The sequence below is a fragment of the Pseudomonas sp. GW821-FHT09C08 genome, assembly GCF_059418125.1.
This window is the reverse complement of sequence record NZ_JBWKPG010000005.1, coordinates 195,950-219,474: the sequence shown is the minus strand read 5'-3', so window position 1 is coordinate 219,474 and position 23,525 is coordinate 195,950. Positions and strand designations below refer to the sequence as shown.

The following is a 23,525-nucleotide window of genomic DNA, read 5'->3' as shown; positions in this document are numbered from 1 at the left end:
TGCAACAAGCCACCACTACGCCGCAGAAGGTCATTTTTTTCGATGAGTATCCTCAACATCATGTGGGCCGGTGGCTCTGCATTTGCCTCGGTGCAGAAGGTTCATCAACAGATATTGTCGCACGCGCTCAGCCGCGCACCGATTGACACCTGGCTGCTTCAAGGCAGTGCAGAAGGCGGTGAGCCGGCCCGCGAGTGGAAGCTTTCCTCCGCCCGGCTCAAGGGGCGGCATGTGTGGAAGCTCATGATGCCCTGGATGCGCGCGCGCTTTGAGAAGGCCCTGCCCGACGGGGTAGAGGTGGTGCTGCTGGATGGGATCGGCGTGGCCCGGGTGATGTTGCCTGTGCTCAAGCGTCTGCCGCAGGTGCGTGCAGTCGTGGTGTTTCATGGCGCCACGCGCCTGCGGCGGGCTGACCAGCAACTGTTCGAGCAATTCCCGGCCGTGCAATTGACGCTGGCGGCGGTGTCGCAAACCCTGGCGGACTCGCTTGAACGCTACCTGCAACGGCCGGTGGCGGTGCTGCGCAGTGCTTTCGACCCGGTTGCTTTCCGCGCAGCCGCGCTTTCCCGGGAAGAGGCGCGGTCGCGCCTGAGCCTGCCGTTGGAAGACGCGCCGGTGCTGGGTGCGGTAGGCCGGCTGGTGGACGGCAAAGGCTTTGGCTGTTTGCTGGAGGCATTTGCCAACGTGTCGGCCAAGCAGCCTGGCGCGCGCCTGGTGATCCTCGGCGAGGGCCCGGCCCGGCCTGCCCTTGAAGCCCGTATCGAGCAGCTTGGCTTGCAGGGCAAAGTGTCACTGCCAGGGCATCTGTCTGACGCGGCGACGCTTTACCGTGCGTTCGACTGGGTGGCTATTCCCTCCACCCAGGAAGGCCTCGGGTTGATCCTGCAAGAGGCTGTGATGGCCGGTGTGCCGGTGTTGACCAGTGAGCTGGCGGTGTTCCGCGAGCAGTTGGCAGATGCCGGCTGGTATGCACCTTCGGAAGATGCAGAGGCCTGGGCCGGCCTGATGGCGCGGGCATTCGCGGCCTCTGCCACGGCGGTGGTCGAGGCTCAGTCGCAGGCGCTGGCGCCGGAGCAAGCCTGGAAAGACTTCAGTGAAACCTCCCAGCGGCTGTTCTCATGCCGCTAGCAGCGCTTGCTCCAGTGCATGCATTGGAAAGCAATCGTTCAGCTTCTCGCGTGCAATATAGCGCGCGAAGTGCTGCAAGTTGCGTCGCGCGAGTTCCGGGTTCAGCGGGGCGCGCAAGAAGCGCATGTCGGCTACGTCGATAAGCCCCATTTCATTCTCCGGCGTCACCACGATATTGCCCAGGTGCAGGGAGCGGAAGTAGATGCCGGCAGCGTGCAGGCGGCGGATCAGTGCCACCAGCGGATCGAGATTCGATTGCCAGTCAAAACCTTCTTTATTGGAAATCTGCCGCAGTGTTTCCCCCGGCAACGGGCGATACAGCACGGCAGTCATGCCGGGCGCGGCCAGTTGGAAGTACGCCAGCACGTTCAAGGTCGGGATGCCGCGCTGCTGCAATTGCGCCACGTTGTCGATAAAACGCTTGGAGTACGGCCGAAACAGTGCGGATGAAAACAGGCGTTTACGACGAAACAGTTTAAGGATATTTCCGTCAGGCAGCAGGTAGACTTTGGGCCCGTAGCTGTCCTTCTCCAGGACTCTGGCGCCTTCAATCATCGTGTTTAAATCGGCTTGGGCAAGCCTTGAACATTGCATCGTTGGAAAGCCTTGTGGGGAGTCGCGGGCACAGTGATCGGTAATAATGCCGAAAGTTTTGGGTTTTAACCATGCCGGGTTGGCAGGTTGAACGTATTCAGGAGCGGGTGATGCAGGCAAGTCGTTGGGCGCAGGTATGGATGATTTTCGGGTTGCTTTGGTTTCTGCTGGCGATTGCCTTTGCGCCAACCAACAAGATTTACCAACAAGGATTGACGCTGTTTCTCTGGTTGCCGGCCATGGTGTTCGCCTGGTCGGCGCGTGAGCGTCTCAAGGAGGTCTGGCGCGAGCAGCGCTGGATGTGCCTGATGATCGCGGCGCTGGCCATCTGGGGTGCGATCAGCCTGACGTGGACCAATGCCGAGGACCCTTCGCGCGAGGCCAAGCGCCTGCTGTATATCGGCGTGTTCCTGCTGTTTTTCCCGGTGCTGGCCTGTGGTCAGAGCGATCGCATCATTCGCGTGATGCAGTGGGGCGGTTTCGGGCTGGCGCTGTCGTCGCTGGTGGCGATCATCAAGTTTTATGGGGTCGAGCATAACGCCTGGTCTGCCCGCCTCGAAGGGCTGGGGCAATTGGCTCACCCGATCCTGGGCGCCTACGTGATCGGCCTGGCGGCGATCTGGTTGCTGCATTGGCTGCCGCGTGGCCGCTGGATGCAAGTGGCGTGGGTGCTGTCCATCGGATTGCTGGGGCTCTTCGTGGTGTTGAGCCAGAGCCGTGGCGCGGCATTGGCGCTGTTGCTGACCGTGGTCGCCATGCCGGCCTGGTGCCGTGACCGACGTAGCACCGTGATTGCTATCGCTGCGGTCGTGGCGGCGGTGGCGGTGTTCTTCGCCATGGAGTCGCTGATGCTGGCCCGTGGTGTTTCCTATCGGCCGCAGATCTTCATGGCCTCTTTGCACATGATCGGCGAGCATCCGTGGACCGGCCTGGGCCTGGGTGGGGACTACAAGGTATTTGCCGATAACCTCTATTTCGATCACGCCCACAACCTGTTCACGCATGTCACCATCGAACTGGGCCTGCCGGGCCTGCTGCTCTGGTGCGGGCTGTGGTTCGGCGTGTTGTGGCAAGCCTGGAAGGCCCGCGACACGCTCTACGGCAAGGGCATCATCGGCATGTGGGTGTTTTCGTTCCTGGCCATGCAGTTCGATGCTGCGAGCCTGACGGGCACGCCCCGCGCCGAGTGGTTCATCTCGTGGCTGCCGATTGCGCTGGCCAGTGTATTGGTCTGGGCTCGGGCCAAACCCGACGCTTGTGATAAAGTTCGCGTCCTACCCAATCAGTGAGCTCGACACATGAGTGACGCACCGCCCAAAGCGGACCAGGAATCCAGCCTGAAAATTTATTTCAGGCTGCTGGGCTATGTGAAACCGTACCTGGGCATGTTCCTGCTGAGTATCGTGGGCTTCGTGATCTTTGCGTCCACCCAGCCCATGCTCGCCGGGATCCTCAAGTACTTCGTGGATGGCCTGAGCAACCCCGACGTGGTGTTCCTGCCCAAGATCCCGTTGTTCAAGGACTTGAAGCTGCTGATGGCCGTGCCGCTGCTGATCATTCTGATCGCGGCGTGGCAGGGCCTCGGCTCGTTCCTGGGCAACTACTACCTGGCCAAGGTTTCCCTGGGGCTGGTGCATGACTTGCGCGTCCAGCTGTTCAACAAGCTGCTGGTGCTGCCCAACCGTTATTTCGACACGCACAACTCCGGGCACCTGATTTCCCGGATCACCTTCAACGTGACCATGGTCACCGGGGCTGCCACGGATGCGATCAAAGTCGTGATCCGCGAAGGCCTGACGGTGGTGTTCCTGTTCGGTTACCTGCTGTGGATGAACTGGAAGCTGACCCTGGTGATGCTGGCGATCCTGCCGCTGATTGCCGTCATGGTCGGCAGCACCAGCAAGAAATTCCGCAAGCAGAGCAAGAAGATCCAGGTGGCGATGGGCGACGTGACGCACGTGGCCTCCGAAACCATCCAGGGCTACCGCGTGGTGCGCAGCTTCGGTGGCGAAAGCTACGAGGAGCGCCGCTTTGCCGCCGCCAGCCAGGGCAACACCGACAAGCAACTGCGCATGAACAAGACCGGCGCGGTCTATACGCCGATGCTGCAATTGGTGATCTACACCGCCATGGCCGCGCTGATGTTCCTGGTCCTGTTGCTGCGCGGTGACGCCACGGCAGGTGACCTGGTGGCCTACATTACCGCCGCGGGCCTGCTGCCCAAGCCGATCCGCCAGCTGTCGGAAGTCAGCTCGACGATCCAGAAGGGCGTGGCAGGTGCCGAGAGCATCTTCGAGCAACTGGATGAAGTGCCTGAAGTCGACAGCGGCACCGTCGAGCGTGACCGCGTCAGCGGTCGACTGGACGTGCGCAACCTGAGCTTCACGTACCCCGGTACCGATCGCGAAGTGCTGAAGAACATCAGCTTCAGTGCCGCGCCGGGGCAGATGATTGCACTGGTCGGGCGCTCGGGCAGTGGCAAGTCGACCCTGGCGAGCCTGATCCCGCGCTTCTACCATCACGAGACCGGCGAGATCCTGCTGGACGAGGTGGAGATCGAAGATTACCGCCTGCGCAACCTGCGCCGACATGTTGCCCAGGTGACCCAGCACGTCACGCTGTTCAACGACACCGTGGCCAATAACATTGCCTACGGCGACCTGGCGGATGCGCCGCGCGAAGACATTGAAAAAGCAGCGGCGGATGCCTACGCCATGGACTTCATCTCCGAGCTGCCAAAAGGCCTGGACACCGAAGTCGGGGAAAACGGCGTGTTGCTTTCCGGTGGCCAGCGTCAACGCCTGGCAATCGCTCGGGCCCTGCTGAAAAACGCCCCGTTGCTGATTCTGGATGAAGCGACATCGGCGCTGGATACCGAGTCGGAGCGCCATATCCAGGCGGCGCTGGACAAGGTCATGAAAGGCCGCACCACCCTGGTCATCGCGCACCGCTTGTCCACCATCGAAAAAGCCGACCTGATTCTGGTGATGGACCACGGTGAAATTGTCGAGCGTGGTACGCATCTCGAACTGCTGGCCATGGGCGGCTATTACTCGCGCCTGCACGCCATGGGCCTGGACGAGCCGGCGACGGCGAACATCACCTGACCCTCCGGGGCGCGCAATGCGCCCCGTTTTTTGTATCAAGCCCCATACACGCTTGACCAAAGCCAAATAATTCGCTGCCTATCGTTTGTTATGTTGGCCTTCTCGATTCGAATGACGAACGAGAGGGCTAACCTTCTTGCGTGGGTAATGGAATGTTGCAACGTCTGTTGTGGAAACTGCTTCCCAAGCCCCAGCGGGCGTTTCTGCTGGGGCGTTTGTCGGTGGTGGATCGCCAGGCAGTGAACAAATCCCTGTCGGCGGTGACCGTCCTTCCCCCTGCCTTCGAGCGACACAACTGCGTGTTTATCCACGTGCCCAAATGCGCCGGCAGCAGCGTCTGTTCGGCGCTGCTGGATGGGCGCTGGCCGGGGCATTTGCCGTATTACTGGTACCAGCAGCAATTTCCCGAGCACTGCGAGCGCAGTTTCAAGTTCGCCTTCGTGCGTGACCCATTGGAGCGCGCCTACTCGGCCTATACCTATTTGCGCAGCAATCACATGGGCGCGCGTGATCTGCAGGCCCAGGCGCTGGTGTCCAGCTACCGCGACTTCGACCATTTCATTGCCGGCTGGCTGCACCCGGACAACCTGCGTCGCCAACTGCATTTCGCGCCCCAGACCGACTTCCTGGTCGATCACATGGGGCAAATGGCGATGGACTTTCTCGGGCGCCAGGAGTCACTGGAGCAAGACTTCCAGCACCTGTGCGAACACCTCGGCGTGGCGACCTCGCTGCCCCATCTGAATGTTTCACTCGGGCGGCGCAGCGAGCCGGTCAGGGAGTTCTGTTCCTTGCGCACGCGCCGCCTGGTCCGGCGCGCCTATCAACGTGATTACGAGGTCCTGGGTTATGAATAGCCAGTCGCTGTCCCATGGTTCTGCATCGATCCGCCCCTTTGCCTTGTCGCTGTCGGTGGCCGCACGGGCGGCGCTCAAGCACCAGCAGCCTTGTTGCGTATGGCTGACCGGGTTGTCCGGCTCGGGCAAGTCGACCCTGGCGAATGCTCTGGAGGTCCAGCTCAACGAGCAGGGGCGACACACCTTTGTGCTCGATGGCGATAATTTGCGCACCGGCCTGTGCAACGACCTGGGCATGAGTGATGCGGCCCGCAAGGAAAACATCCGGCGCATTGGTGAAGTGGCGCGGTTGATGGTGGACGCGGGGTTGATCGTGATCGTCTCGGCGATTTCGCCGTTCAGCGCCGACCGGGCCGCTGCCAAGGCACTGTTCGGGCCGGGGCAGTTTTTTGAGGTGTATATCAGCACGCCATTCGCTGTGTGCGCGCGGCGCGATCCCAAGGGCCTCTACCGCGCGGCGCTGGAAGGGCGGATCAAGGCGTTCACCGGCCTGGACAGCCCCTATGAAGCGCCGCGGGCTGCCGACTGCGAAATCAATACCGATGAGGTCGAGTTGGCTGACGCCGTGGAGCAGGTTCTCGCGGCCTTGTTCAAAAAATGATCAGTTTTCGCGCATGATGCATTGCCGATAAAGCTCTCGAACTAGGCGGCGCTCACCCTGTGCTAATATCGCGCCCCTGTTCATTTTGTATGTGGGTTGCTCCATGAAGTTGTCCATGCCGCGATTCGATCAAGCCCCTGTCTTGGTGGTCGGCGATGTCATGCTCGACCGTTACTGGCATGGCGGTACCTCACGGATTTCCCCTGAGGCGCCGGTACCGGTAGTCAAGGTCGAGCAAATCGAAGACCGCCCGGGTGGCGCTGCCAACGTTGCCCTTAACATTGCCGCGCTCGGCGCCCCGGCCTCCCTGGTGGGTGTGACCGGCGACGACGAAGCCGCCGACAGCCTGGCCAACAGCCTGCGCGGTGCCGGCGTGCGTGCGCAGTTCCAGCGAATTGCCCACCAGCCGACCATCGTCAAGCTGCGGGTCATGAGCCGGCACCAGCAATTGCTGCGTATCGATTTCGAAGAACCCTTCGCCACCGACGCCCTGGCCTTGAGTGGCCAGGTCGACGAATTGCTCGAAGGCATCAAGGTGCTGGTGTTGTCCGACTACGGCAAAGGTGCGTTGAAGAACCACCAGATGCTGATCCAGGCCGCCAAGGCGCGCAATATCCCGGTACTGGCTGATCCCAAGGGCAAGGACTTCTCGATTTATCGCGGAGCCAGCCTGATCACGCCGAACCTCAGCGAGTTCGAAGCCATCGTCGGCGGTTGCGTCGATGAGCACGACCTCGTGACCAAGGGCGCGGCGCTGATGGCTGATCTCGACCTCGGCGCCTTGCTGGTGACCCGTGGCGAGCACGGCATGACCTTGCTGCGTCCTGGCCACCCGGCGATGCACCTGCCGGCGCGGGCCCGTGAAGTGTTCGACGTCACCGGCGCCGGTGACACCGTGATTTCCACCCTGGCCGCCTCCATCGCCGCCGGCGAAGAGCTGCCCCACGCGGTGGCACTTGCCAACCTGGCGGCGGGCATCGTGGTCGGCAAGCTGGGTACGGCTGCCATCAGCGCGCCCGAACTGCGCCGCGCGATCCAGCGTTCCGAAGGCTCCGAACGTGGCGTGCTGACCATCGAGCAATTGCTGCTGGCGATTGACGATGCACGTGCCCACAACGAAAGCATTGTGTTCACCAACGGTTGCTTCGACATCCTCCACGCTGGTCATGTGACCTACCTGGAGCAGGCTCGCGCCCAGGGTGATCGCCTGATTGTCGCGGTCAACGATGACGCGTCGGTCAGCCGCCTCAAGGGCCCGGGCCGCCCGATCAACAGTGTTGACCGACGCATGGCGGTATTGGCCGGCCTGGGTGCGGTGGACTGGGTGATCAGCTTCCCTGAAGGCACCCCGGAAAACCTGCTGGCCCAGGTCAAGCCGGACGTGCTGGTCAAGGGCGGCGATTACTCCGTCGACCAGGTTGTGGGCGCCGATATCGTCAGTGCCTACGGCGGCAAGGTCAAAGTGCTTGGCTTGGTCGAGAACAGCTCGACCACGGCCATTGTCGAGAAGATCCGCAACAATGAGTAACGCTGATAAGCGGGTCCTGATCACCGGCGGCGCCGGTTTCATTGGCTCCCATCTGGTCGATGCGCTGCTTGCCAAAGGCTATGCAGTGCGGGTGCTGGATGACCTGTCCACCGGCAAGCGCAGCAACCTGCCGCTGGACAACCCGCGCGTCGAGCTGCTGGAAGGCGACGTCGCCGATGCTGCGCTGGTGGCGCGTGCCGCCATCGGCACCACGGCGGTGGTGCACCTGGCCGCGGTAGCGTCGGTGCAGGCTTCGGTGGATGACCCGGTGAGCACGCACCAGAGCAATTTTGTCGGCAGCCTGAATGTCTGCGAAGCGATGCGCCAGGCGGGCGTGAAGCGTGTGGTCTTCGCTTCCAGCGCGGCGGTGTATGGCAACAACGGCGAGGGTGCTTCGATCGACGAAGAGACCACCAAGGCGCCGTTGACGCCCTACGCGTCCGACAAGTTGGCCGGCGAGCATTACTTTGACTTCTACCGTCGCCAGCATGGCCTGGAGCCGGTGATTTTTCGCTTCTTCAATATCTTCGGGCCGCGCCAGGACCCATCGTCGCCGTATTCCGGCGTCATCAGTATCTTCAGCGAGCGTGTCCAGCAGGGCTTGCCGATTGCCGTGTTCGGCGATGGCGAGCAAACCCGCGATTTCATGTACGTGGAAGACCTGGTGGACGTGCTGGTGCAGGCCATCGAAGCCCCGGGCGCGCCCTTGGGTGCGATCAACGTGGGCTGGAATCGCACCACCACCCTCAAGCAAGTGCTGCAGGCGCTGGAAGAAGCGGTGGGCAAGCTGCCTGTCGTGACTTACGGGCCGGCGCGATCAGGCGACATTCGGCATTCGCGGGCAAATAACCAGCGCTTGCTGGCCAGTTTCAAACTGCCCGAGCCGACCCCGTTGAAGGTTGGGTTGGAGCGCTTGCTCCACGGCTGAATGCAATCAATGTGAGCGCTGGCTTGCCGGCGATGCGGGCGCCTGGGGGCATCATGTGCACCGAGGTGATGCCATCGCAGGCAAGCCGGCGCCTACATTGGGTTTGCGTTAGCCCTTGGCTTTTTTCTTTGGCACGATCTTGCGCAGCACGCGCCGTGCCAGGCGCTTCAATTTCGACTCCTTCTCCGGCTCCGCCAGGCCCTGCTGCCTGAGCCAATCCTTCCAGCGAATCCGTTCCTCGCGCACCAGCCAGCCTTCCTGCTGGGCGAAGCTTTCGGCCAGGTACAAACCACGGGTGCTGGCGGGATACAGCTGATCTTTCTTGACGGTGTACAGCTCGGCGAGCGGCTGGCCGTCCTTTAAAGGCATCAGGTACAAATCCGGGCGCTGGCGGTCCAGGCGTGCCACCAGTTGGTCGCCTTCGAGGCGCTCATCCACATGGAACAGGCTCAGGGACTTGGCCTCTTTGGGCACTTCCAGGCGCAAGTCGTAAATCAACTGCAGCGACGCGGTCGGCAAGTGCACATAGGCCCGTGGGCGCTCGATCAGTTGGGTTGTCGCGCACCGCACCGGGCGCGCGGCGCCGGACAGGGGGCTCAAGCGAAACGGCAGCGCCTCGCGATAATGCAGCGCGGCAGAATAGGGCGCCGGCAGCCAGGTGTCGTTGAAGCGCCCGCTGAGCCAGCCTTCGGGCGTTTCCAGCAGGCACTCTTCGGCAATTTCCTGGATGGCGGTGTGCAGCGGCAGGTTCAGTTCATGGGCGGGGACATAGCCGGAGATCAGCTTGAGCACTACGTCGCCCCGGTCCTGGCGGCGCTGGCGCACCAGCACCCAGTAATCCTTGTTTTGCCAGTGCAGGGTCAGGCGCACCGACACGCCGAGGTTGGCCAGCTCAAGGGCGAAACGCTCGGCGTCCGGAACGTCTACCGGCTTGCGGCGTTGCAGGGTCTGGGCAAAGTTGAGCGGCATGCCCACGCTCTGGTAGCTCAGGCCTTCGGGTGTGGCTTCGACGTGCAGCGGCAGTGTTTTGAAGTTGCTGGGGTTTTTTCTTATGAGCGTTCGCGGCATGTCGGCTCCTTCTTGCGACGGGGTCGGCCGCGTCGGCGGCATCAGAGTTGACGAATGACTTGGGCAGCGGTCGCCACGTTATGGGCCAGGTGCAGCGGATTGATGGTCCCGACAATAGCACTGGCGACGCCCGTTTGCGCAAACAACAACGTGAAACTCGCCCGAATTGGATCCACTCCAGGTTCCAGGCACACGTGGCCGCTGGCCAGGGCTTTTTTCACCAGGATGCCTTTGCCATGGGCCGCCGCATAATCAATGACGGCTTTCTCGGCCTGTTCGTTCAGATTGTAGGTGACCATCGCGCAGTCACCTTGTTCCAGAGCCTTTACGCCGCCTTCGACGGTTTTGCCGGAGAACCCGAAACCGCGGATCTTGCCTTCTTTTTTCAACGCCGCCAGGGTCTGGTAGACCTCGCAGTCATTGAGGATATGCAGGTCATTGCCGTCGGAATGCACCAGCACCAGGTCGATAAAATCCGTTTCAAGTCTTTTCAAGCTGCGCTCGATCGACATCCGGGTATGGGCGGCGCTGAAGTCGTGATGGGACACGCCCTCGGCAAACTCTTCACCGACCTTGCTGACGATCACCCAGTCCTTGCGCTGGCCGCGCAGCAGCGGACCCAGGCGTTCTTCGCTGCGTCCGTAGGCCGGCGCGGTATCGATGAGGTTGATGCCCAGCTGGCGGGCCTGGCGCAGCAGCATCCGCGCTGCGTCATCATCGGGAATCGTGAACCCGCTGGGGTACTTCACCCCTTGATCGCGGCCGAGCTTGACGGTGCCCAGGCCCAGTGGCGAAACCAACAGGCCGGTGCTGCCCAGAGGGCGATGCAGGTCGTGCAGGGTCGGCAGGCTCATGGCAACAGTTGCTCCCAGGCGGGTACGCCGATGGCGGGTTTAGGCAGCTCAGGCAGGGGTTCGGAGGCGCTTGGGTGGATGCCGTCGCGTTCGAGGCTGTTGATCACCCGATCGGCGAAGTCCGGCGCCAGCGCCAGCTTGGTCGGCCAGCCCACCAGCAGGCGGCCCTGTTCGGCGACGAAGGCATTGTCGGGGCGTGTGAGGCCTGATTGCAGCGGCTCGGCACGGTCGACACGCAGGGTCGCCCAGCGGGTCTGGTGCATGTCGATCCATGGCAGCAATTGCGCGAGTTCTTTTTGCGCAGTGGCGATCTGCTCTTCAGGTGTGCGCGCCACTCCATCGGCTTCGGCAATATCGCCGCCCATGTACCACACCCAGTTGCCGTCGACAGCGGGGTGAGTGGTGACAGTGATGCGCGGCTTGGTGCCGCCGCCCAGGCAGTGGGCATACAGCGGCTTCAAGCCGGGGCCTTTGGCGATGATCATGTGCAGCGGACGTGTTTGCATGGCCGGTTGGCTCAGGCCCAGGGCGGCCAGCAGGTCGGCGGTGCCTTTGCCTGCGCTCAGCACGATGCGCTGGGCGCGGATCTCGCGGCCATCGACCTTCAGGCCCACCAGGGTGTCGCCTTCCAGCAATGGCTCGATGTGTTGCCCGGCGAGCAAGCCGTCACCGGCCAGTTGCGCCAGGCGTTCGATCAGGCTCGGGACGTCGATGACCAGCTCGGCCAGGCGATAGACCTTGCCCTTGAAGCGGCGGTCCTGCAGGGCCGGCGGCAGCTCATCACCCTTGACCTGGTCGACACGGCCGCGCACGGCCTTGCTGGCGAAGAAGCTGGTGAGGTTGCCGGCGATCGTGCCGGGGGACCACAGATAATGCGCTTCGGACAGCAGGCGCACGCCGGACAGGTCCAGCTCACCGCTGCCGGCCAAGGCCTCGCGCCAGCGGCGCGGCATATCGGCAATCGCTTCGGATGCGCCGGTGAGGGCGCCGTGCAGGGCGTATTTAGCCCCGCCGTGGATGATTCCCTGGGACTTCACGCTTTGTCCGCCACCCAAGGTGGCGCTTTCCACCAGCACCGTGGAAAACCCCTGGCGGCGCAGGCGCGCATTCAGCCAGAGGCCGGCAACTCCGGCGCCGACAATCAGCACGTCGGTGGAAATAACGGATGGCATGGGCGACCTCAGTGTTCAAGACAAGAGGCGCAGTATACAGGGATCGAAATGCGGCGATGATGGGTGTCAGTGCCCGGCGGTTTTCGAGAACAGCTGAATCACCACCACGCCCAGCACAATCAGGCCCATCCCCAGCATGGCTGGAACGTCGAGCTTCTGCCCGTAGATAAACAGCGCCGCGACACTGACCATCACGATGCCCATGCCGGCCCACACCGCATACGCCACGCCTACCGGTACGGTGCGCACCACCAGGGTCAGCATCCAGAATGCGATGCCGTAGCCGACGATCACCAGTGCCAGCGGCAGGGGGGTGCTCCAACCCTTGACGGCTTTCATGGAGACGGTCGCGATCACTTCCGAGCAGATGGCAATAGCCAGGTAGAGGTAGGCGGCATTCATGGGGTATTCCTCGGAGATGAGTTCTGATGTGTAGAAGTCCGGCTTCTACAGTGCTGGCATTCTAGACGCCTGGCAGATGGGGTAAAGTCATTACCTATCCGAAATAAAGATGGGTTGAGCCATGAGCGTGCAGTGGAATCTGGAGCAGATGCGCCTGTTTGTCAGTGTCGCCGAACAGCGTTCGTTTTCGGCCGTGGCGCGCGACCAGCGCAAGGCGCAATCGGCGGTGAGCAATGCGATTGCCTTGCTGGAGGCGGACCTGGGCCTGAGCCTGTTTGAGCGTAGCAGTGGCCGTCAGCCACGCCTGACCGAGGCGGGCAGTGTGTTGCTGGAGGAAGCGCGTGAAGTCTTGCGCCAGTGTGAGCGGCTCAACGGCCGTGCGCTGTCGTTGACCCGTGGCGAAGAAGCCTGCCTGCGCCTGGCCCAGGACGAAGCCATGTTGTTTCAGCCGATACTCGATAGCCTCGAGGCGCTGGCGGGGCAGTACCCGCTGCTGGAGGTGCAATTGTCCAGCGCCGCCCAGGGCGATGTGGCGCGCAAGTTGGTGGAGCGCAAGGCCGACCTGGGCCTGTTGTTCTATCACGACCAGATCCCCGAGGCGCTGGAGCGGCGCGTGGTCGGCAGTGTGGAAATGGTCACCGTGTGCGGCGTGAACCACCCGCTGGCCGCGGAAAACTATGTGACATGCCAGCGCCTGGCGCAGTTTCGTCAGTTGCTGATGTCGACCCAGACCAGCGTCTACCCCGGCAGCGAAGCCGCCAGCCCGCTGGTGTGGCGCGCCGACAGCTTCTACGTATTGGCCGAGTGGCTGATGAGTGGCCTGGGCTGGGCCTGGCTGCCCCGACATATCGTGCAATACCCGACCTATCAGCAGCAGATGGTGGAACTGCACAGCGAATGGACGCCGCCGGCGCTGGTGGTGGAGCTGGTCTGGCGTCGCGATGAGCACCTCGGGCCCGCCGCGCGCTTCCTTGCCGAACGTTTTGCCGAGCGCTTGCAGGCGATCGACTGAAAAAGCCGATAAACTCCGCCGCCATGAATAGAACTCTCTACAGCTGTCTGTTTTACCTGGCGCTGCCATTGGTGGCTTTACGTCTGTGGCTGCGTGCGCGCAAGGCGCCTGCCTATGCCAAGCGCATCGGCGAGCGGTTTTCCTATGGCTTGCCGGTGCTGCAGCCGGGCGGAATCTGGGTGCATGCCGTGTCGGTGGGCGAAAGTATTGCCGCCGCGCCGATGGTGCGCGGGCTGCTGGCGCGTTATCCGACCCTGCCGATCACAGTCACCTGCATGACGCCGACCGGTTCCGAGCGTATCCAGGCGCTGTTCGCCAATGAGCCGCGCGTGCAGCACTGCTACCTGCCCTATGACTTGCCGTGCGCGGCCAAGCGTTTCCTTGACCGGGTGCAGCCGAAGCTGGCGGTGATCATGGAAACCGAGCTGTGGCCCAATCATATTCATGCCTGCGCCCAGCGCGGGATCCCGGTGGCGTTGGCCAATGCACGGTTGTCGGCACGTTCGGCCAAGGGCTATGCAAAATTCGCCAAGCTGACGGCGCCGATGCTGTCGCAAATGAGCTTGTTTGCGGTGCAGACCGAGACCGAGGCCCAGCGTTTCCTGAGCCTCGGCGCGCGGGCGGACACCGTCGAAGTCACCGGCTCGATCAAGTTCGACCTGACCATCGACCCCCAGCTGCCGCTGCGTGCTGCTGCGCTGCGCGAGCAATGGGGCGCCAGCGAGCGTCCGGTGTGGATCGCGGCCAGCACCCATGAAGGCGAAGATGAAGTGGTGCTGGCTGCCCATCGCCAGTTGCTCGACAGCTATCCGAATGCGCTGTTGATCCTGGTGCCACGCCATCAGGAGCGCTTCGGACCGATGTTCGAGCTGTGTGAGCAGCAGGGTTTCGTCACGGTGCGCCGTTCCAGCGGCGCGCCGGTGACCGCGCAAACCTCGGTATTGCTTGGCGATACCATGGGTGAGTTGTTGTTCCTCTATGCCCTGGCCGACAGCGCCTTTGTCGGCGGCAGCCTGGTCGCGACCGGTGGACACAACCCGCTGGAGCCGGCGGCATTGGCCAAGCCGGTGATCATGGGGCCACATGTGTTCAACTTCCTCGAAATCACCGCAATGATGCGCGAAGCCGGGGCGTTGCGAGAGGTGGATGACGCCGAAGGCCTGGCCGAAGCCGTGCGCCAGTTTTTCGAGCTGCCGCAGGATGCCCGCAAGATGGCGCAGGCGGGACTCAAGGTGATGCAGGCCAACCAGGGCGCGCTGCAGCGCTTGCTGGATGGCTTGGGCAAACTCCTGAACCACTGACCACACAACTCAAATGCAGGCGCAGCCAAGCCAGCGCCTGCATGGGTTATGCGGTGTGCTTAATAGCCAGGGCGGGCCTTGAGCTGTTCCGCGGCGGCCTTGGCCAGGTCCGGTGGCAGGAAGTCGCGATCGGGGTTGTAGTCAGCCTTGAGGTAGCGCGCCAGGTCCTGCAGATCCCCGGGGTTCAAGGTGCCCGCCGCCTGCTTCAGGCGCAGGTTGTCGAGGATGTAGTCGTAGCGGCTGTTGTTGTAGTTGCGCACCGACGAATACAGCTGGCGCTGTGAATCCAGCACATCGACGATGTTGCGGGTGCCCACCTGGTAACCGATTTCCGTGGCTTCCACCGCGCTCTGGTTGGAGATGATCGACTGGCGGCGCGCCTGCACCTGTTCCACATCGGTATTCACCGCGCGGTGCAGGTTGCGCGTGTTTTCCACCACCTGGCGGCGCAGGCCTTCGCGTTGCTGCTCGGTCTGGCCCAGGCGCGAGTAGGACTCACGCACTTGCGAGCTGGTCAGGCCGCCGCTGTAGATCGGGATGTTCAGGCGCAGGCCGATGGTGCGCTGCTCCACATCGCCACGGTACGGCGTGCCGAAGGCATTCGGGTTGCTGAAACCGAGGGCGTCGTTGTCGCCTTTCTCGTACTGGGCCACGGCATCCAGGGTCGGCGCATGCCCGGCCTTGCGCTGCTTGAGGGTTTCTTCGGCGGCGGTGACCGCGTAGTTGCTGGCCAGCAGGTTCAGGTTCTGGCGGCCGGCCGTTTCCACCCACGACTTGGCGTCATTCGGCAGCGGCGGCAGCACGGGCAAGGTGTGGACAATGCCCTGGATCGAGTTGTACTGGCGATTGGTCAGGGTGATCAGTGCTTCGAATGCATCGTCCACCTGGCGCTGCGCGACAATCCGGTTGGCCCGTGCAGTGTCGTAGCTGGCCTGGGATTGCAGCACGTCGGTCTTGTCCGAGAGGCCGACATCGAAGCGTTCGTTGGATTGATCCAGCTGGCGCTTGAAAGCGTTTTCCTCGGCTTTGGTCGAGGCCAGGTTGTCCTGGGCGCGCAGCACCGCGAAATAACTTTCGGCACTTTGCAGGATCAGGTTCTGTTCGGTGGCCGACAGTTGCAGGGCGGCCTGTTCATTCGTGGCCTCGGCCGCTTGCAGTTGGAACCAGCGGTCGGCGCGGAACAGCGGCTGGCTCAGGGTCGCGCGCCAGGAGTGCGCGTCGCGGTTGGCGGTGGCGGCGGGCGTGTCGATCTGGGTGCGCACGTTATTGATATCGGCACCGCCCGACAGGTTCGGCAGCAAGCCTGCGCGTGCCTGGGGCACGACTTCTTTTTGCGCGCCGTATTGGGCGCGGGCGGCGGCCAGGTCGGCGTTGTTATCCACGGCTTCCTGGTAGACGCTGACCAGATCGGTTTTGGCGGACAAGGGCGCTTCAGCTGCCCAGACCATTCCGTTGGTCGCACAAGACACGGCGAGAGCCAGTGAGAGTTTGCGCAGCATGAGGCGATCCCTAGAATAAATATTACGATGATAATTTAGCGCCCAAGGCTAAGGCTGGCCATTCCTGGCGTCAAGCACTGTGGCGGCAATCGAGTGTAGTGGGGGTGACACGGCGCAACAATCCCGCAATCACGCCATTCATCACGCTGAATGCACCGCTATTGGCAATTTGCCCACGGCATGGTCTAGACTGGCCGCGTTCTTGTCGGGGTGCCTTGTTGGAAGGCTGAGATCGGTAAATACCGGATCCCGTTGAACCTGATCAGGTTAACGCCTGCGTAGGGAACAAGATTTCTCGTCCCCCGGCGAGTCCTCTTGTGCTTCGTCCGGGATGTTGTTCGACAATCGAACAGCTCTTGTGCGCCAAGCACAGCACTGGTTTCAGTGCGTCCATCCGTCACAGGTTCGCTCCGACAAAAATCCACCACCTGGATAGTTGGAGAGCCCGTGATGAGCACAGAAATAAAAAGTACAAAACTGAAAAATACCGTGCACTTGAGTGAATCGGCCAAGGTCGACTCCGGCTCCGTGCAGCCGTTTACCCGCTCGAAGAAAATCTACGTGCAAGGCACCCGCCCGGACATTCGTGTGCCGATGCGTGAAATCAGCCTGGACGTGACCCCCACCGATTTCGGCGGTGAAATCAACGCGCCCGTGGTGGTGTACGACACGTCCGGCCCCTACACCGACCCCAACGTCATCATCGACGTGCGCAAAGGCCTCGGCGATGTGCGTTCGCCATGGATCGAAGTGCGTGGCGACACCGAGCGCCTGTCCGGTCTCAGTTCGCACTTCGGCCAGCAGCGCCTCAGCGATGCCGAACTGACCGCGCTGCGCTTTGCCCACGTGAAGAACCCGCGCCGCGCCAAGGCCGGCGCCAACGTCACCCAGATGCACTACGCGCGCAAAGGCATCATCACCGCCGAGATGGAATACGTCGCCATCCGCGAAAACATGAAGCTCGAAGAGGCCCGCGCCAGCGGCCTGCTCGACCAGCAACACGCCGGCCACAGCTTCGGTGCCAGCGTGCCGAAAATCATCACCCCTGAATTTGTCCGCGAAGAAATCGCCCGTGGCCGCGCGATCATCCCGGCCAACATCAACCACACCGAACTGGAACCGATGATCATCGGCCGTAACTTCCTGGTGAAGATCAACGGCAACATCGGCAACAGCGCACTGGGTTCGTCCATCGAAGAAGAAGTGGCGAAACTCACCTGGGGCATTCGCTGGGGCTCGGACACGGTGATGGACTTGTCCACCGGCAAGCACATCCACGAAACCCGCGAGTGGATCATCCGCAACTCGCCGGTGCCGATCGGTACCGTGCCGATCTACCAGGCCCTGGAGAAAGTCGGCGGCGCCGCCGAAGACCTGACCTGGGAGCTGTTCCGCGACACCTTGATCGAACAGGCCGAGCAGGGCGTGGACTACTTCACCATCCACGCCGGCGTACTGCTGCGTTATGTGCCGCTGACCGCCAAGCGCGTCACCGGGATTGTCTCGCGTGGCGGCTCGATCATGGCCAAGTGGTGCCTGGCGCACCACAAAGAGAACTTCACCTACACGCATTTCGACGAAATCTGCGAAATCATGAAGGCCTATGACGTCAGCTTCTCCCTCGGCGATGGCCTGCGCCCCGGTTCTATTGCCGACGCCAACGACGCCGCGCAATTCGGCGAGCTGGAAACCCTCGGCGAGCTGACCAAGACCGCCTGGAAACACGACGTGCAAACCATGATCGAAGGCCCCGGCCACGTGCCGATGCAACTGATCAAGGAGAACATGGACAAGCAGCTGGAGTGCTGCGACGAGGCGCCGTTCTACACCCTCGGCCCGCTGACCACCGATATCGCGCCCGGCTATGACCACATCACCTCGGGCATTGGTGCGGCGATGATCGGCTGGTTCGGCTGCGCCATGCTCTGCTACGTCACGCCCAAGGAGCACCTGGGCCTGCCGAACAAGGATGACGTGAAAACCGGGATCATCACCTACAAGATCGCTGCGCATGCGGCCGACCTCGCGAAAGGCCATCCCGGCGCGCAGATCCGCGACAACGCCTTGAGCAAGGCGCGCTTCGAGTTCCGTTGGGAAGACCAGTTCAACCTCGGCCTCGACCCGGACACCGCGCGGTCTTATCACGATGAAACCCTGCCGAAGGACTCGGCCAAGGTCGCGCATTTCTGCTCGATGTGCGGGCCGAAGTTCTGCTCGATGAAAATCACCCAGGAAGTGCGTGAGTACGCGGCCAACCAGCGCATCGAAGCGGTGGATGTGGACGTGGCCAAAGGCTTGGCCGAGCAGGCGGAGCGGTTCAAGCAGGAAGGCAGTCAGCTTTACAAAAAGGTCTGATCCGAGGCAGGCGGTGCCTGCACCGCCGTCATCGCGGGCAAGCCCGGCTCCCACAGTTGATCGCGTTGTACACAGCTTTTGTGTCCACAGCCGGTCCCCTGTGGGAGCCGGGCTTGCCCGCCATAGCGATCCCCCCAAACAACAAATACTCCTCAGAGATAACCCCCTTGAGTATTCAACCCAGCACCTACTCCCCCGACATTGCAGTGCCTGCTGACAAACGCGTCTTCGGCGCCCGCGACCTGTTCTCCCTGTGGTTCTCTCTCGGCATCGGCCTGATGGTCCTGCAGACCGGCGCGTTGCTCGCACCCGGCCTGGGCTTGTCCGGCTCGTTGCTGGCGATTTTCCTCGGTACCCTGGTCGGCGTGCTGTTGCTGGCCGCCGTCGGCGTGATCGGCAGCGACACCGGCCTGTCGGCAATGGCTGCGCTCAAGCTCAGCCTGGGGGCCAAGGGCGCCAGCCTGCCGGCGCTGCTTAACCTGCTGCAGTTGATCGGCTGGGGTTCGTTCGAAATCATTGTGATGCGCGATGCCGCCAGCCTGTTGGGCGCGCGGGCGTTCAGCGACGGCAGCCTGTTGGCCAGCCCGTTGCTGTGGACGCTGTTTTTCGGTGGTTTGGCGACTTTGCTTGCGGTCAGCGGGCCGCTGACGTTCGTACGGCAGATCCTGCGCAAGTGGGGCATCTGGCTGCTGCTCGCCGCCTGCCTGTGGCTGACCTGGAACCTGTTCGCCAAGGCCGACCTCGCCACACTCTGGGCCCAGGCTGGCGACGGGTCGATGCCGTTTGCAGTAGGTTTTGATATTGCGATCGCCATGCCGTTGTCGTGGTTGCCGCTGATTGCCGACTACTCGCGATTCGGCAAGCGTGCAAAAAGCGTATTCGGCGGCACGGCCCTGGGCTTCTTTATCGGCAATTTCTGGCTGATGAGCCTGGGCGTGGCCTACACCCTGGCGTTTGCGCCGAGCGGCGAAGTGAATGCGCTGTTGCTGGCATTGGCCGGTGCTGGGCTGGGGATTCCGCTGCTGCTGATCCTGTTGGACGAGTCGGAAAACGCCTTCGCCGATATCCATTCGGCGGCGGTGTCCAGCGGGATGCTGCTGCGTGTGAAGGTCGAGCACCTGGCGCTGGCCATCGGTGTGATCTGCACCCTGATCGCCTGTTTTGCGCCGTTGGCCCAGTACCAGAACTTCCTGTTGCTGATCGGCTCGGTGTTCGCGCCGCTGTTCGGCGTGGTGCTGGTGGATCACTTCATCCTGCGCCGTCGTGGCCAGGGTGCGCTGGCCAACCTGCGTTGGCCGGCGTTGTTGGCCTGGCTTGGCGGCATTGCGACCTACCACGTGCTGGCCAACCTTTACCCGGACATCGGCGCGACCCTGCCGGCACTGGTGCTGGCAGGGCTGTTGCAGTTTATTTTGGGCCGGGCCTTCAGTGGCGCACAGGCACCAGCTCAGGCTTGATGATGCCGTCCAGGCGCGAGTACGGAATCTGTAACTCGACGTGGCCCAGGGCATACGGCGCAATGGTGTTGGTCGGGTACTTGAGGATCACGCCGCCGTAGGTCAGCGCCACGTTCGGGGTTTTCTGGAAGGGGTAGGTTTTCACATACTCCGGCTCCAGGCTCAGGCGCGTGCTGATCAGCCAGCTGTTGTGCGCGACCTGGGCGGCTTTCCAGAAAGCCTCTTCCTTGCCGGGCAGCAGCATGTCGGTCAGCGACAGCGCTTTTTGCTGCTGGCGCGAGTAGTTGATGAACGCGCGGCCGGGCTCGCCGTGAGTCGCGCCCTGATCCAGATAGCTGGACAGTTCGATGATCACCAAGCCGTCATGCTGTTCGCGTACCTTGGCCTGCAAGTACATGCTGTTGCGTGGCGCGGCGGTCTTGAGGAACTGCTCGCGATACGTTTCCAGGCTGGTCGGCAGCGGGTCGCTCGGGGTGGTGCGGGTCATTTCCAGCAGGCGTTGTTCGATCAACGCGTCCAGCTTGGGTTCCTTGGCAAAGTGCACGGTGTCGATGTTCACCAGCGGGCAGTCGGTGCTGGCGCAGCCTGGCTTGCTTTGCTCGGTGGCGTCGCGAGTGGCTTCCAGGGGGGCACGATAGCTGGGTTGGAACAGGCTTTGGCAGGCACCAAGGGTCAATGCGATGCAGGCCACGGAGGCGATTTTTAAAAGCGACATGGATGTCCTTCGTCTATCGATAAGAGCGAAATTTGTGGAGCTTCGACTACCGGCGGGGCAGTCAGTTCGCCACTAAGCTGATTAGAGTGTGTTTGACGCTCGCCGTCTATCCCGGCAACCGGAAAGGGGCTGCACCAACGGGCATGAGCGCGTTAGGATGGCGCCAAATGCGCAGGCTTAACGAGGATGGGACATGACGGACTTTGCAAAATCGAAGCCGAGCAAAATCGAAATTGTTCAGCACGATAATCTCCACAAGGGCTTCTACAAGCTCGATCACATGCAACTGCGCCACGAGAAGTTCGACGGCAGCATGAGCCGGGTGATCAACCGCGAAGTCTTCGTTCGCCACGACGCCGTGTGTGTGCTGCCCTACGATCCACAGCGCGACGAAGTGGTGCTGAACGAGCAGTTTCGCGTCGGCGCCCTGGGCCGTACCGACAACCCGTGGCTGATCGAGATGGTCGCCGGCCTGATCGACAAGGACGAGCAACCCGAGGAGGTTGCGCACCGCGAGGGCGAGGAGGAAGCTGGGCTGACATTCTCGGCGCTGTGGCCGATCACGCGATATTTCCCGTCGCCCGGCGGCAGTACTGAATATGTGCACTTGTACCTGGGCCGCTGCAACAGCGCCGGTGTAGGTGGCGTCCATGGATTGGAAGAAGAAGCTGAAGACATCCGCGTCACCACCTGGGCCTTCGAAGATGCCCTGCAGGCGGTGCGCGACGGCAGAATTTCCAATGCAGCCAGCATCATTGCCCTGCAGTGGCTTGCGCTTAATCGCGCGGAAGTGAGGGGGTTATGGCAGTAAAGGCACGTGAACGCTATCGAGTCGACCTGATCGGGTTGCAAGCCGCCTGCGAGGCTAATTACGCGCGGCTGATGCGCCTGCTTCCCGACATGCGCCACACGCCAGAGGCGCGGCGCATCGGTGTCACCCATGGGGACCAGATGCTCGGCGTGCTGGCGCTGGAAGTCATCGTCAACTGTCCGTACACCACCACCCTGCGGGTGCGCCAGGAGCACAGCCTGCCCTGGCTGCCGGTGCCACAGCTGGAAGTGCAGGTGTACCACGACGCGCGAATGGCCGAAGTGATCAGCGCGGAACATGCACGACGCTTTCGCAGCATCTATCCTTACCCCAACGTGTTCATGCACCAGCCCGATGAGAAAGCACAACTGAATGTGTTCCTCGGCGAATGGTTGAGCCACTGCCTGGCCCTGGGCCATGAGTTTGAAGTTGTGCGGTAGATGTGAACTGCGTCAGCTTCCTTAGGTTTCCTCTTTGCGTCCTGCCCCAGCATAATCACGCCAACCCTCCATTCCTGTGATTGCCTTGGGAGAGCGCCTTGCCGAGCGTATCCACCTTGAACCCTGATGCGCCGGCGTTGCTGGTGCAACTGTCCGACAGCCACCTGTTTGCCGAGGCCGACGGTACGCTGCTGGGCATGAACACCCGTGAAAGCCTGCAACGGGTGATCGAGTTGGTGCGCCAGCAGCAACCACAGATCGATTTGCTGCTGGCCACCGGTGACCTGTCCCAGGACGGCACATTGGAGTCTTACCAGCAGTTTCGCGACCTCAGCGCGCAGATCAGCGCCCCGGCGCGGTGGATTCCAGGCAATCACGATGAGCCGCAGATCATGGCTCAGGCGACCACGGGCAGCGCGCTGCTGGAGCCGGTAGTGGATGTCGGCCATTGGCGCATCACCTTGCTGGACTCCGCGGTACCTGGCTCTGTGCCGGGTTACCTGCAGGACCAGCAGCTGCAACTGCTGGCTCAAGCCTTGAGCGAAGCCCCGAACCGCCATCACCTGGTGTGCTTTCACCATCACCCGGTGTCCATCGGTTGCGCGTGGATGGAGCCGATTGGCTTGCGCAACCCCGAGGCTTTGTTTGCCGTGCTCGACCGTTTCCCGCAGGTGAGGGCAGTGCTCTGGGGCCACGTGCACCAGGAGATCGACCGCGAGCGCAATGGCGTACGCCTGCTGGCCTCACCGTCGACCTGCATCCAGTTCGCGCCGGGCAGTGAGGATTTCCAGGTCAGCGAGCAGGCGCCGGGCTACCGCTGGCTGCGCCTGCATGCCGACGGACGGTTGGAGACCGGGGTAGAGCGCGTCGAAGGCTTCGCCTTTACCATCGATTACGGCAGCAACGGCTATTAACGGCGCTAAACACCGCCATCACCGGCAAGCCAGCGCCCGCAGTGGATCTCTGTGTCCTTCAGATAGAGGGACTCACATGCCACCCCGATCCCTGTAAACTGCGCCTTTTTTGGCGCAAGCATGGAGAGCCCGGCATGTCCGCTTCGATCCTGTATATCCACGGTTTCAATAGCGCGCCCGCATCCAACAAGGCCCGCCAGTTAGTGACCGTGATGGACAACCTTGGCCTGGGCGACCAGCTGCGTGTGCCGGCCCTGCATCACCATCCCCGTCAGGCAATTCCTCAATTGGAGGAAGCCATTGCCCTGCTGGGGCGGCCACTGCTGGTCGGCAGCTCACTCGGCGGCTACTATGCAACCCATCTTGCCGAACGCCATGGCCTGAAGGCGCTGCTGGTCAACCCGGCGGTCAGCCCCCACCGGATGTTCGACGGTTACCTGGGCACCCAGAAGAACCTCTACACCGATGAAACCTGGGAACTGACCCATGACCACGTCGCGGCGCTGGCCGAGCTGGAAGTACCGGCGCCCCAGGATGCCGCGCGGTATCAGGTGTGGTTGCAGACCGGCGATGAAACACTGGATTATCGCCTCGCCCAGCAGTATTACCGAGCCTGTGCCTTGCGCATCCAGGCCGGTGGCGACCATGGTTACCAGGGCTTCGCCCAGCAATTGCCGGCGCTGCTCAGCTTTGCCGGCATTGGCGCAGATCAGTATCAATCCTTCGACTTTGCAGCACTGTAAAGTCGCAGGTCACTTTTTAATCGAACGACTCACGACGAG

22 protein-coding genes and 1 riboswitch are annotated in these 23,525 nt (G+C 62.4%); of the genes, 15 read left to right on the top strand and 7 right to left on the bottom strand.

Annotated elements, in window-relative coordinates:
• Positions 1-42 precede the first annotated feature (42 nt).
• Positions 43-1,128: a glycosyltransferase gene (locus AC07OJ_RS19050; protein ID WP_065900055.1), complete on the top strand. Its 1,086-nt coding sequence runs from the start codon at positions 43-45 to the stop codon at positions 1,126-1,128.
• Here the strand turns inward: AC07OJ_RS19050 and AC07OJ_RS19045 are convergent.
• Positions 1,117-1,683 (bottom strand): BUD32 family EKC/KEOPS complex subunit, encoded by a 567-nt coding sequence (locus AC07OJ_RS19045; protein ID WP_495095091.1) that lies wholly within the window; start codon positions 1,681-1,683, stop codon positions 1,117-1,119. The two genes, AC07OJ_RS19050 and AC07OJ_RS19045, sit on opposite strands and share 12 nt — an antisense overlap.
• Before the next feature lie 149 nt (positions 1,684-1,832).
• Between AC07OJ_RS19045 and AC07OJ_RS19040 the strand changes: the two genes are divergently transcribed.
• The 6 genes from AC07OJ_RS19040 to AC07OJ_RS19015 all read left to right on the top strand — a co-directional run bounded on the left by AC07OJ_RS19040 (position 1,833) and on the right by AC07OJ_RS19015 (position 8,743).
• A complete protein-coding gene (locus AC07OJ_RS19040) occupies positions 1,833-3,011 on the top strand; it encodes an O-antigen ligase family protein (protein WP_495094979.1) in 1,179 nt (392 codons plus the stop codon).
• A gap of 9 nt (positions 3,012-3,020) precedes the next feature.
• Positions 3,021-4,829, top strand: coding sequence for a lipid A export permease/ATP-binding protein MsbA (gene msbA / locus AC07OJ_RS19035; protein ID WP_106805335.1), 1,809 nt, complete (start codon positions 3,021-3,023; stop codon positions 4,827-4,829).
• A 152-nt stretch (positions 4,830-4,981) separates the two neighbouring features.
• On the top strand, positions 4,982-5,686 hold the full coding sequence (locus AC07OJ_RS19030; RefSeq protein WP_065900063.1) for a sulfotransferase family 2 domain-containing protein: 705 nt from the start codon (positions 4,982-4,984) through the stop codon (positions 5,684-5,686).
• Positions 5,679-6,287 carry an adenylyl-sulfate kinase gene (gene cysC / locus AC07OJ_RS19025; protein ID WP_065900065.1) on the top strand — a complete coding sequence of 203 codons (609 nt, stop codon included), beginning with the start codon at positions 5,679-5,681 and terminating at the stop codon, positions 6,285-6,287. The genes AC07OJ_RS19030 and cysC overlap by 8 nt, the downstream gene beginning before the upstream one ends.
• A 103-nt stretch (positions 6,288-6,390) precedes the next feature.
• Entirely contained in the window at positions 6,391-7,815 is a 1,425-nt protein-coding gene (hldE, locus tag AC07OJ_RS19020) for a bifunctional D-glycero-beta-D-manno-heptose-7-phosphate kinase/D-glycero-beta-D-manno-heptose 1-phosphate adenylyltransferase HldE (protein ID WP_065900067.1), read from the top strand.
• Positions 7,808-8,743, top strand: a complete 936-nt coding sequence (locus AC07OJ_RS19015) for an NAD-dependent epimerase/dehydratase family protein (protein ID WP_201143418.1) — start codon at positions 7,808-7,810, stop codon at positions 8,741-8,743. Before hldE ends, AC07OJ_RS19015 begins: the two co-directional genes overlap by 8 nt.
• 108 nt (positions 8,744-8,851) lie before the next feature.
• On the opposite strand, the gene AC07OJ_RS19010 is transcribed toward AC07OJ_RS19015, so the two are convergent.
• From AC07OJ_RS19010 to AC07OJ_RS18995, 4 genes are all read right to left on the bottom strand, one after another.
• Entirely contained in the window at positions 8,852-9,811 is a 960-nt protein-coding gene (locus AC07OJ_RS19010; protein WP_065900069.1) for a metal ABC transporter ATPase, read from the bottom strand.
• Between the two features lie 41 nt (positions 9,812-9,852).
• Complete coding sequence (locus tag AC07OJ_RS19005; protein ID WP_065900070.1) at positions 9,853-10,665, bottom strand: aldo/keto reductase; 813 nt, start codon at positions 10,663-10,665, stop codon at positions 9,853-9,855.
• The gene (locus tag AC07OJ_RS19000) at positions 10,662-11,837 is read right to left on the bottom strand and encodes an NAD(P)/FAD-dependent oxidoreductase (RefSeq protein ID WP_495094978.1); all 1,176 of its coding nucleotides are present in this window, start codon (positions 11,835-11,837) and stop codon (positions 10,662-10,664) included. Before AC07OJ_RS19000 ends, AC07OJ_RS19005 begins: the two co-directional genes overlap by 4 nt.
• Before the next feature lie 66 nt (positions 11,838-11,903).
• On the bottom strand, positions 11,904-12,239 hold the full coding sequence (locus AC07OJ_RS18995) for a DMT family transporter (RefSeq protein WP_065900074.1): 336 nt from the start codon (positions 12,237-12,239) through the stop codon (positions 11,904-11,906).
• A 121-nt stretch (positions 12,240-12,360) separates the two neighbouring features.
• Here AC07OJ_RS18995 and AC07OJ_RS18990 point away from each other — a divergent pair, with 121 nt between their 5' ends.
• A complete protein-coding gene (locus AC07OJ_RS18990) occupies positions 12,361-13,251 on the top strand; it encodes a LysR family transcriptional regulator (protein WP_065900076.1) in 891 nt (296 codons plus the stop codon).
• Between the two features lie 23 nt (positions 13,252-13,274).
• A complete protein-coding gene (gene waaA / locus AC07OJ_RS18985) occupies positions 13,275-14,552 on the top strand; it encodes a lipid IV(A) 3-deoxy-D-manno-octulosonic acid transferase (RefSeq protein WP_495094977.1) in 1,278 nt (425 codons plus the stop codon).
• A 59-nt stretch (positions 14,553-14,611) separates the two neighbouring features.
• Here waaA and AC07OJ_RS18980 read toward each other — a convergent pair whose 3' ends face one another.
• Positions 14,612-16,051, bottom strand: coding sequence for a TolC family outer membrane protein (locus tag AC07OJ_RS18980; protein WP_065900078.1), 1,440 nt, complete (start codon positions 16,049-16,051; stop codon positions 14,612-14,614).
• A 196-nt stretch (positions 16,052-16,247) separates the two neighbouring features.
• Positions 16,248-16,353: riboswitch (TPP riboswitch) on the top strand.
• 148 nt (positions 16,354-16,501) lie between these two features.
• On the opposite strand from AC07OJ_RS18980, the gene thiC reads away from it, so the two are divergent.
• Together thiC and cytX are read left to right on the top strand one after the other, a co-directional pair.
• On the top strand, positions 16,502-18,406 hold the full coding sequence (gene thiC / locus AC07OJ_RS18975; RefSeq protein ID WP_065900079.1) for a phosphomethylpyrimidine synthase ThiC: 1,905 nt from the start codon (positions 16,502-16,504) through the stop codon (positions 18,404-18,406).
• Positions 18,407-18,573: 167 nt separating this feature from the next.
• Positions 18,574-19,863, top strand: coding sequence for a putative hydroxymethylpyrimidine transporter CytX (cytX, locus tag AC07OJ_RS18970; RefSeq protein ID WP_065900080.1), 1,290 nt, complete (start codon positions 18,574-18,576; stop codon positions 19,861-19,863).
• Here the strand turns inward: cytX and AC07OJ_RS18965 are convergent.
• A complete protein-coding gene (locus AC07OJ_RS18965; RefSeq protein WP_201143421.1) occupies positions 19,832-20,578 on the bottom strand; it encodes an RsiV family protein in 747 nt (248 codons plus the stop codon). The two genes, cytX and AC07OJ_RS18965, sit on opposite strands and share 32 nt — an antisense overlap.
• A gap of 193 nt (positions 20,579-20,771) precedes the next feature.
• Here AC07OJ_RS18965 and AC07OJ_RS18960 point away from each other — a divergent pair, with 193 nt between their 5' ends.
• From AC07OJ_RS18960 to AC07OJ_RS18945, 4 genes are all read left to right on the top strand, one after another.
• A complete protein-coding gene (locus AC07OJ_RS18960) occupies positions 20,772-21,389 on the top strand; it encodes an NUDIX domain-containing protein (protein ID WP_065900083.1) in 618 nt (205 codons plus the stop codon).
• Complete coding sequence (locus AC07OJ_RS18955; RefSeq protein ID WP_017526444.1) at positions 21,380-21,829, top strand: DUF1249 domain-containing protein; 450 nt, start codon at positions 21,380-21,382, stop codon at positions 21,827-21,829. The genes AC07OJ_RS18960 and AC07OJ_RS18955 overlap by 10 nt, the downstream gene beginning before the upstream one ends.
• A 98-nt stretch (positions 21,830-21,927) precedes the next feature.
• On the top strand, positions 21,928-22,743 hold the full coding sequence (gene cpdA / locus AC07OJ_RS18950) for a 3',5'-cyclic-AMP phosphodiesterase (RefSeq protein WP_495094976.1): 816 nt from the start codon (positions 21,928-21,930) through the stop codon (positions 22,741-22,743).
• Positions 22,744-22,877: 134 nt separating this feature from the next.
• Positions 22,878-23,486 carry a YqiA/YcfP family alpha/beta fold hydrolase gene (locus AC07OJ_RS18945; RefSeq protein WP_065900087.1) on the top strand — a complete coding sequence of 203 codons (609 nt, stop codon included), beginning with the start codon at positions 22,878-22,880 and terminating at the stop codon, positions 23,484-23,486.
• Positions 23,487-23,525 lie beyond the last annotated feature (39 nt).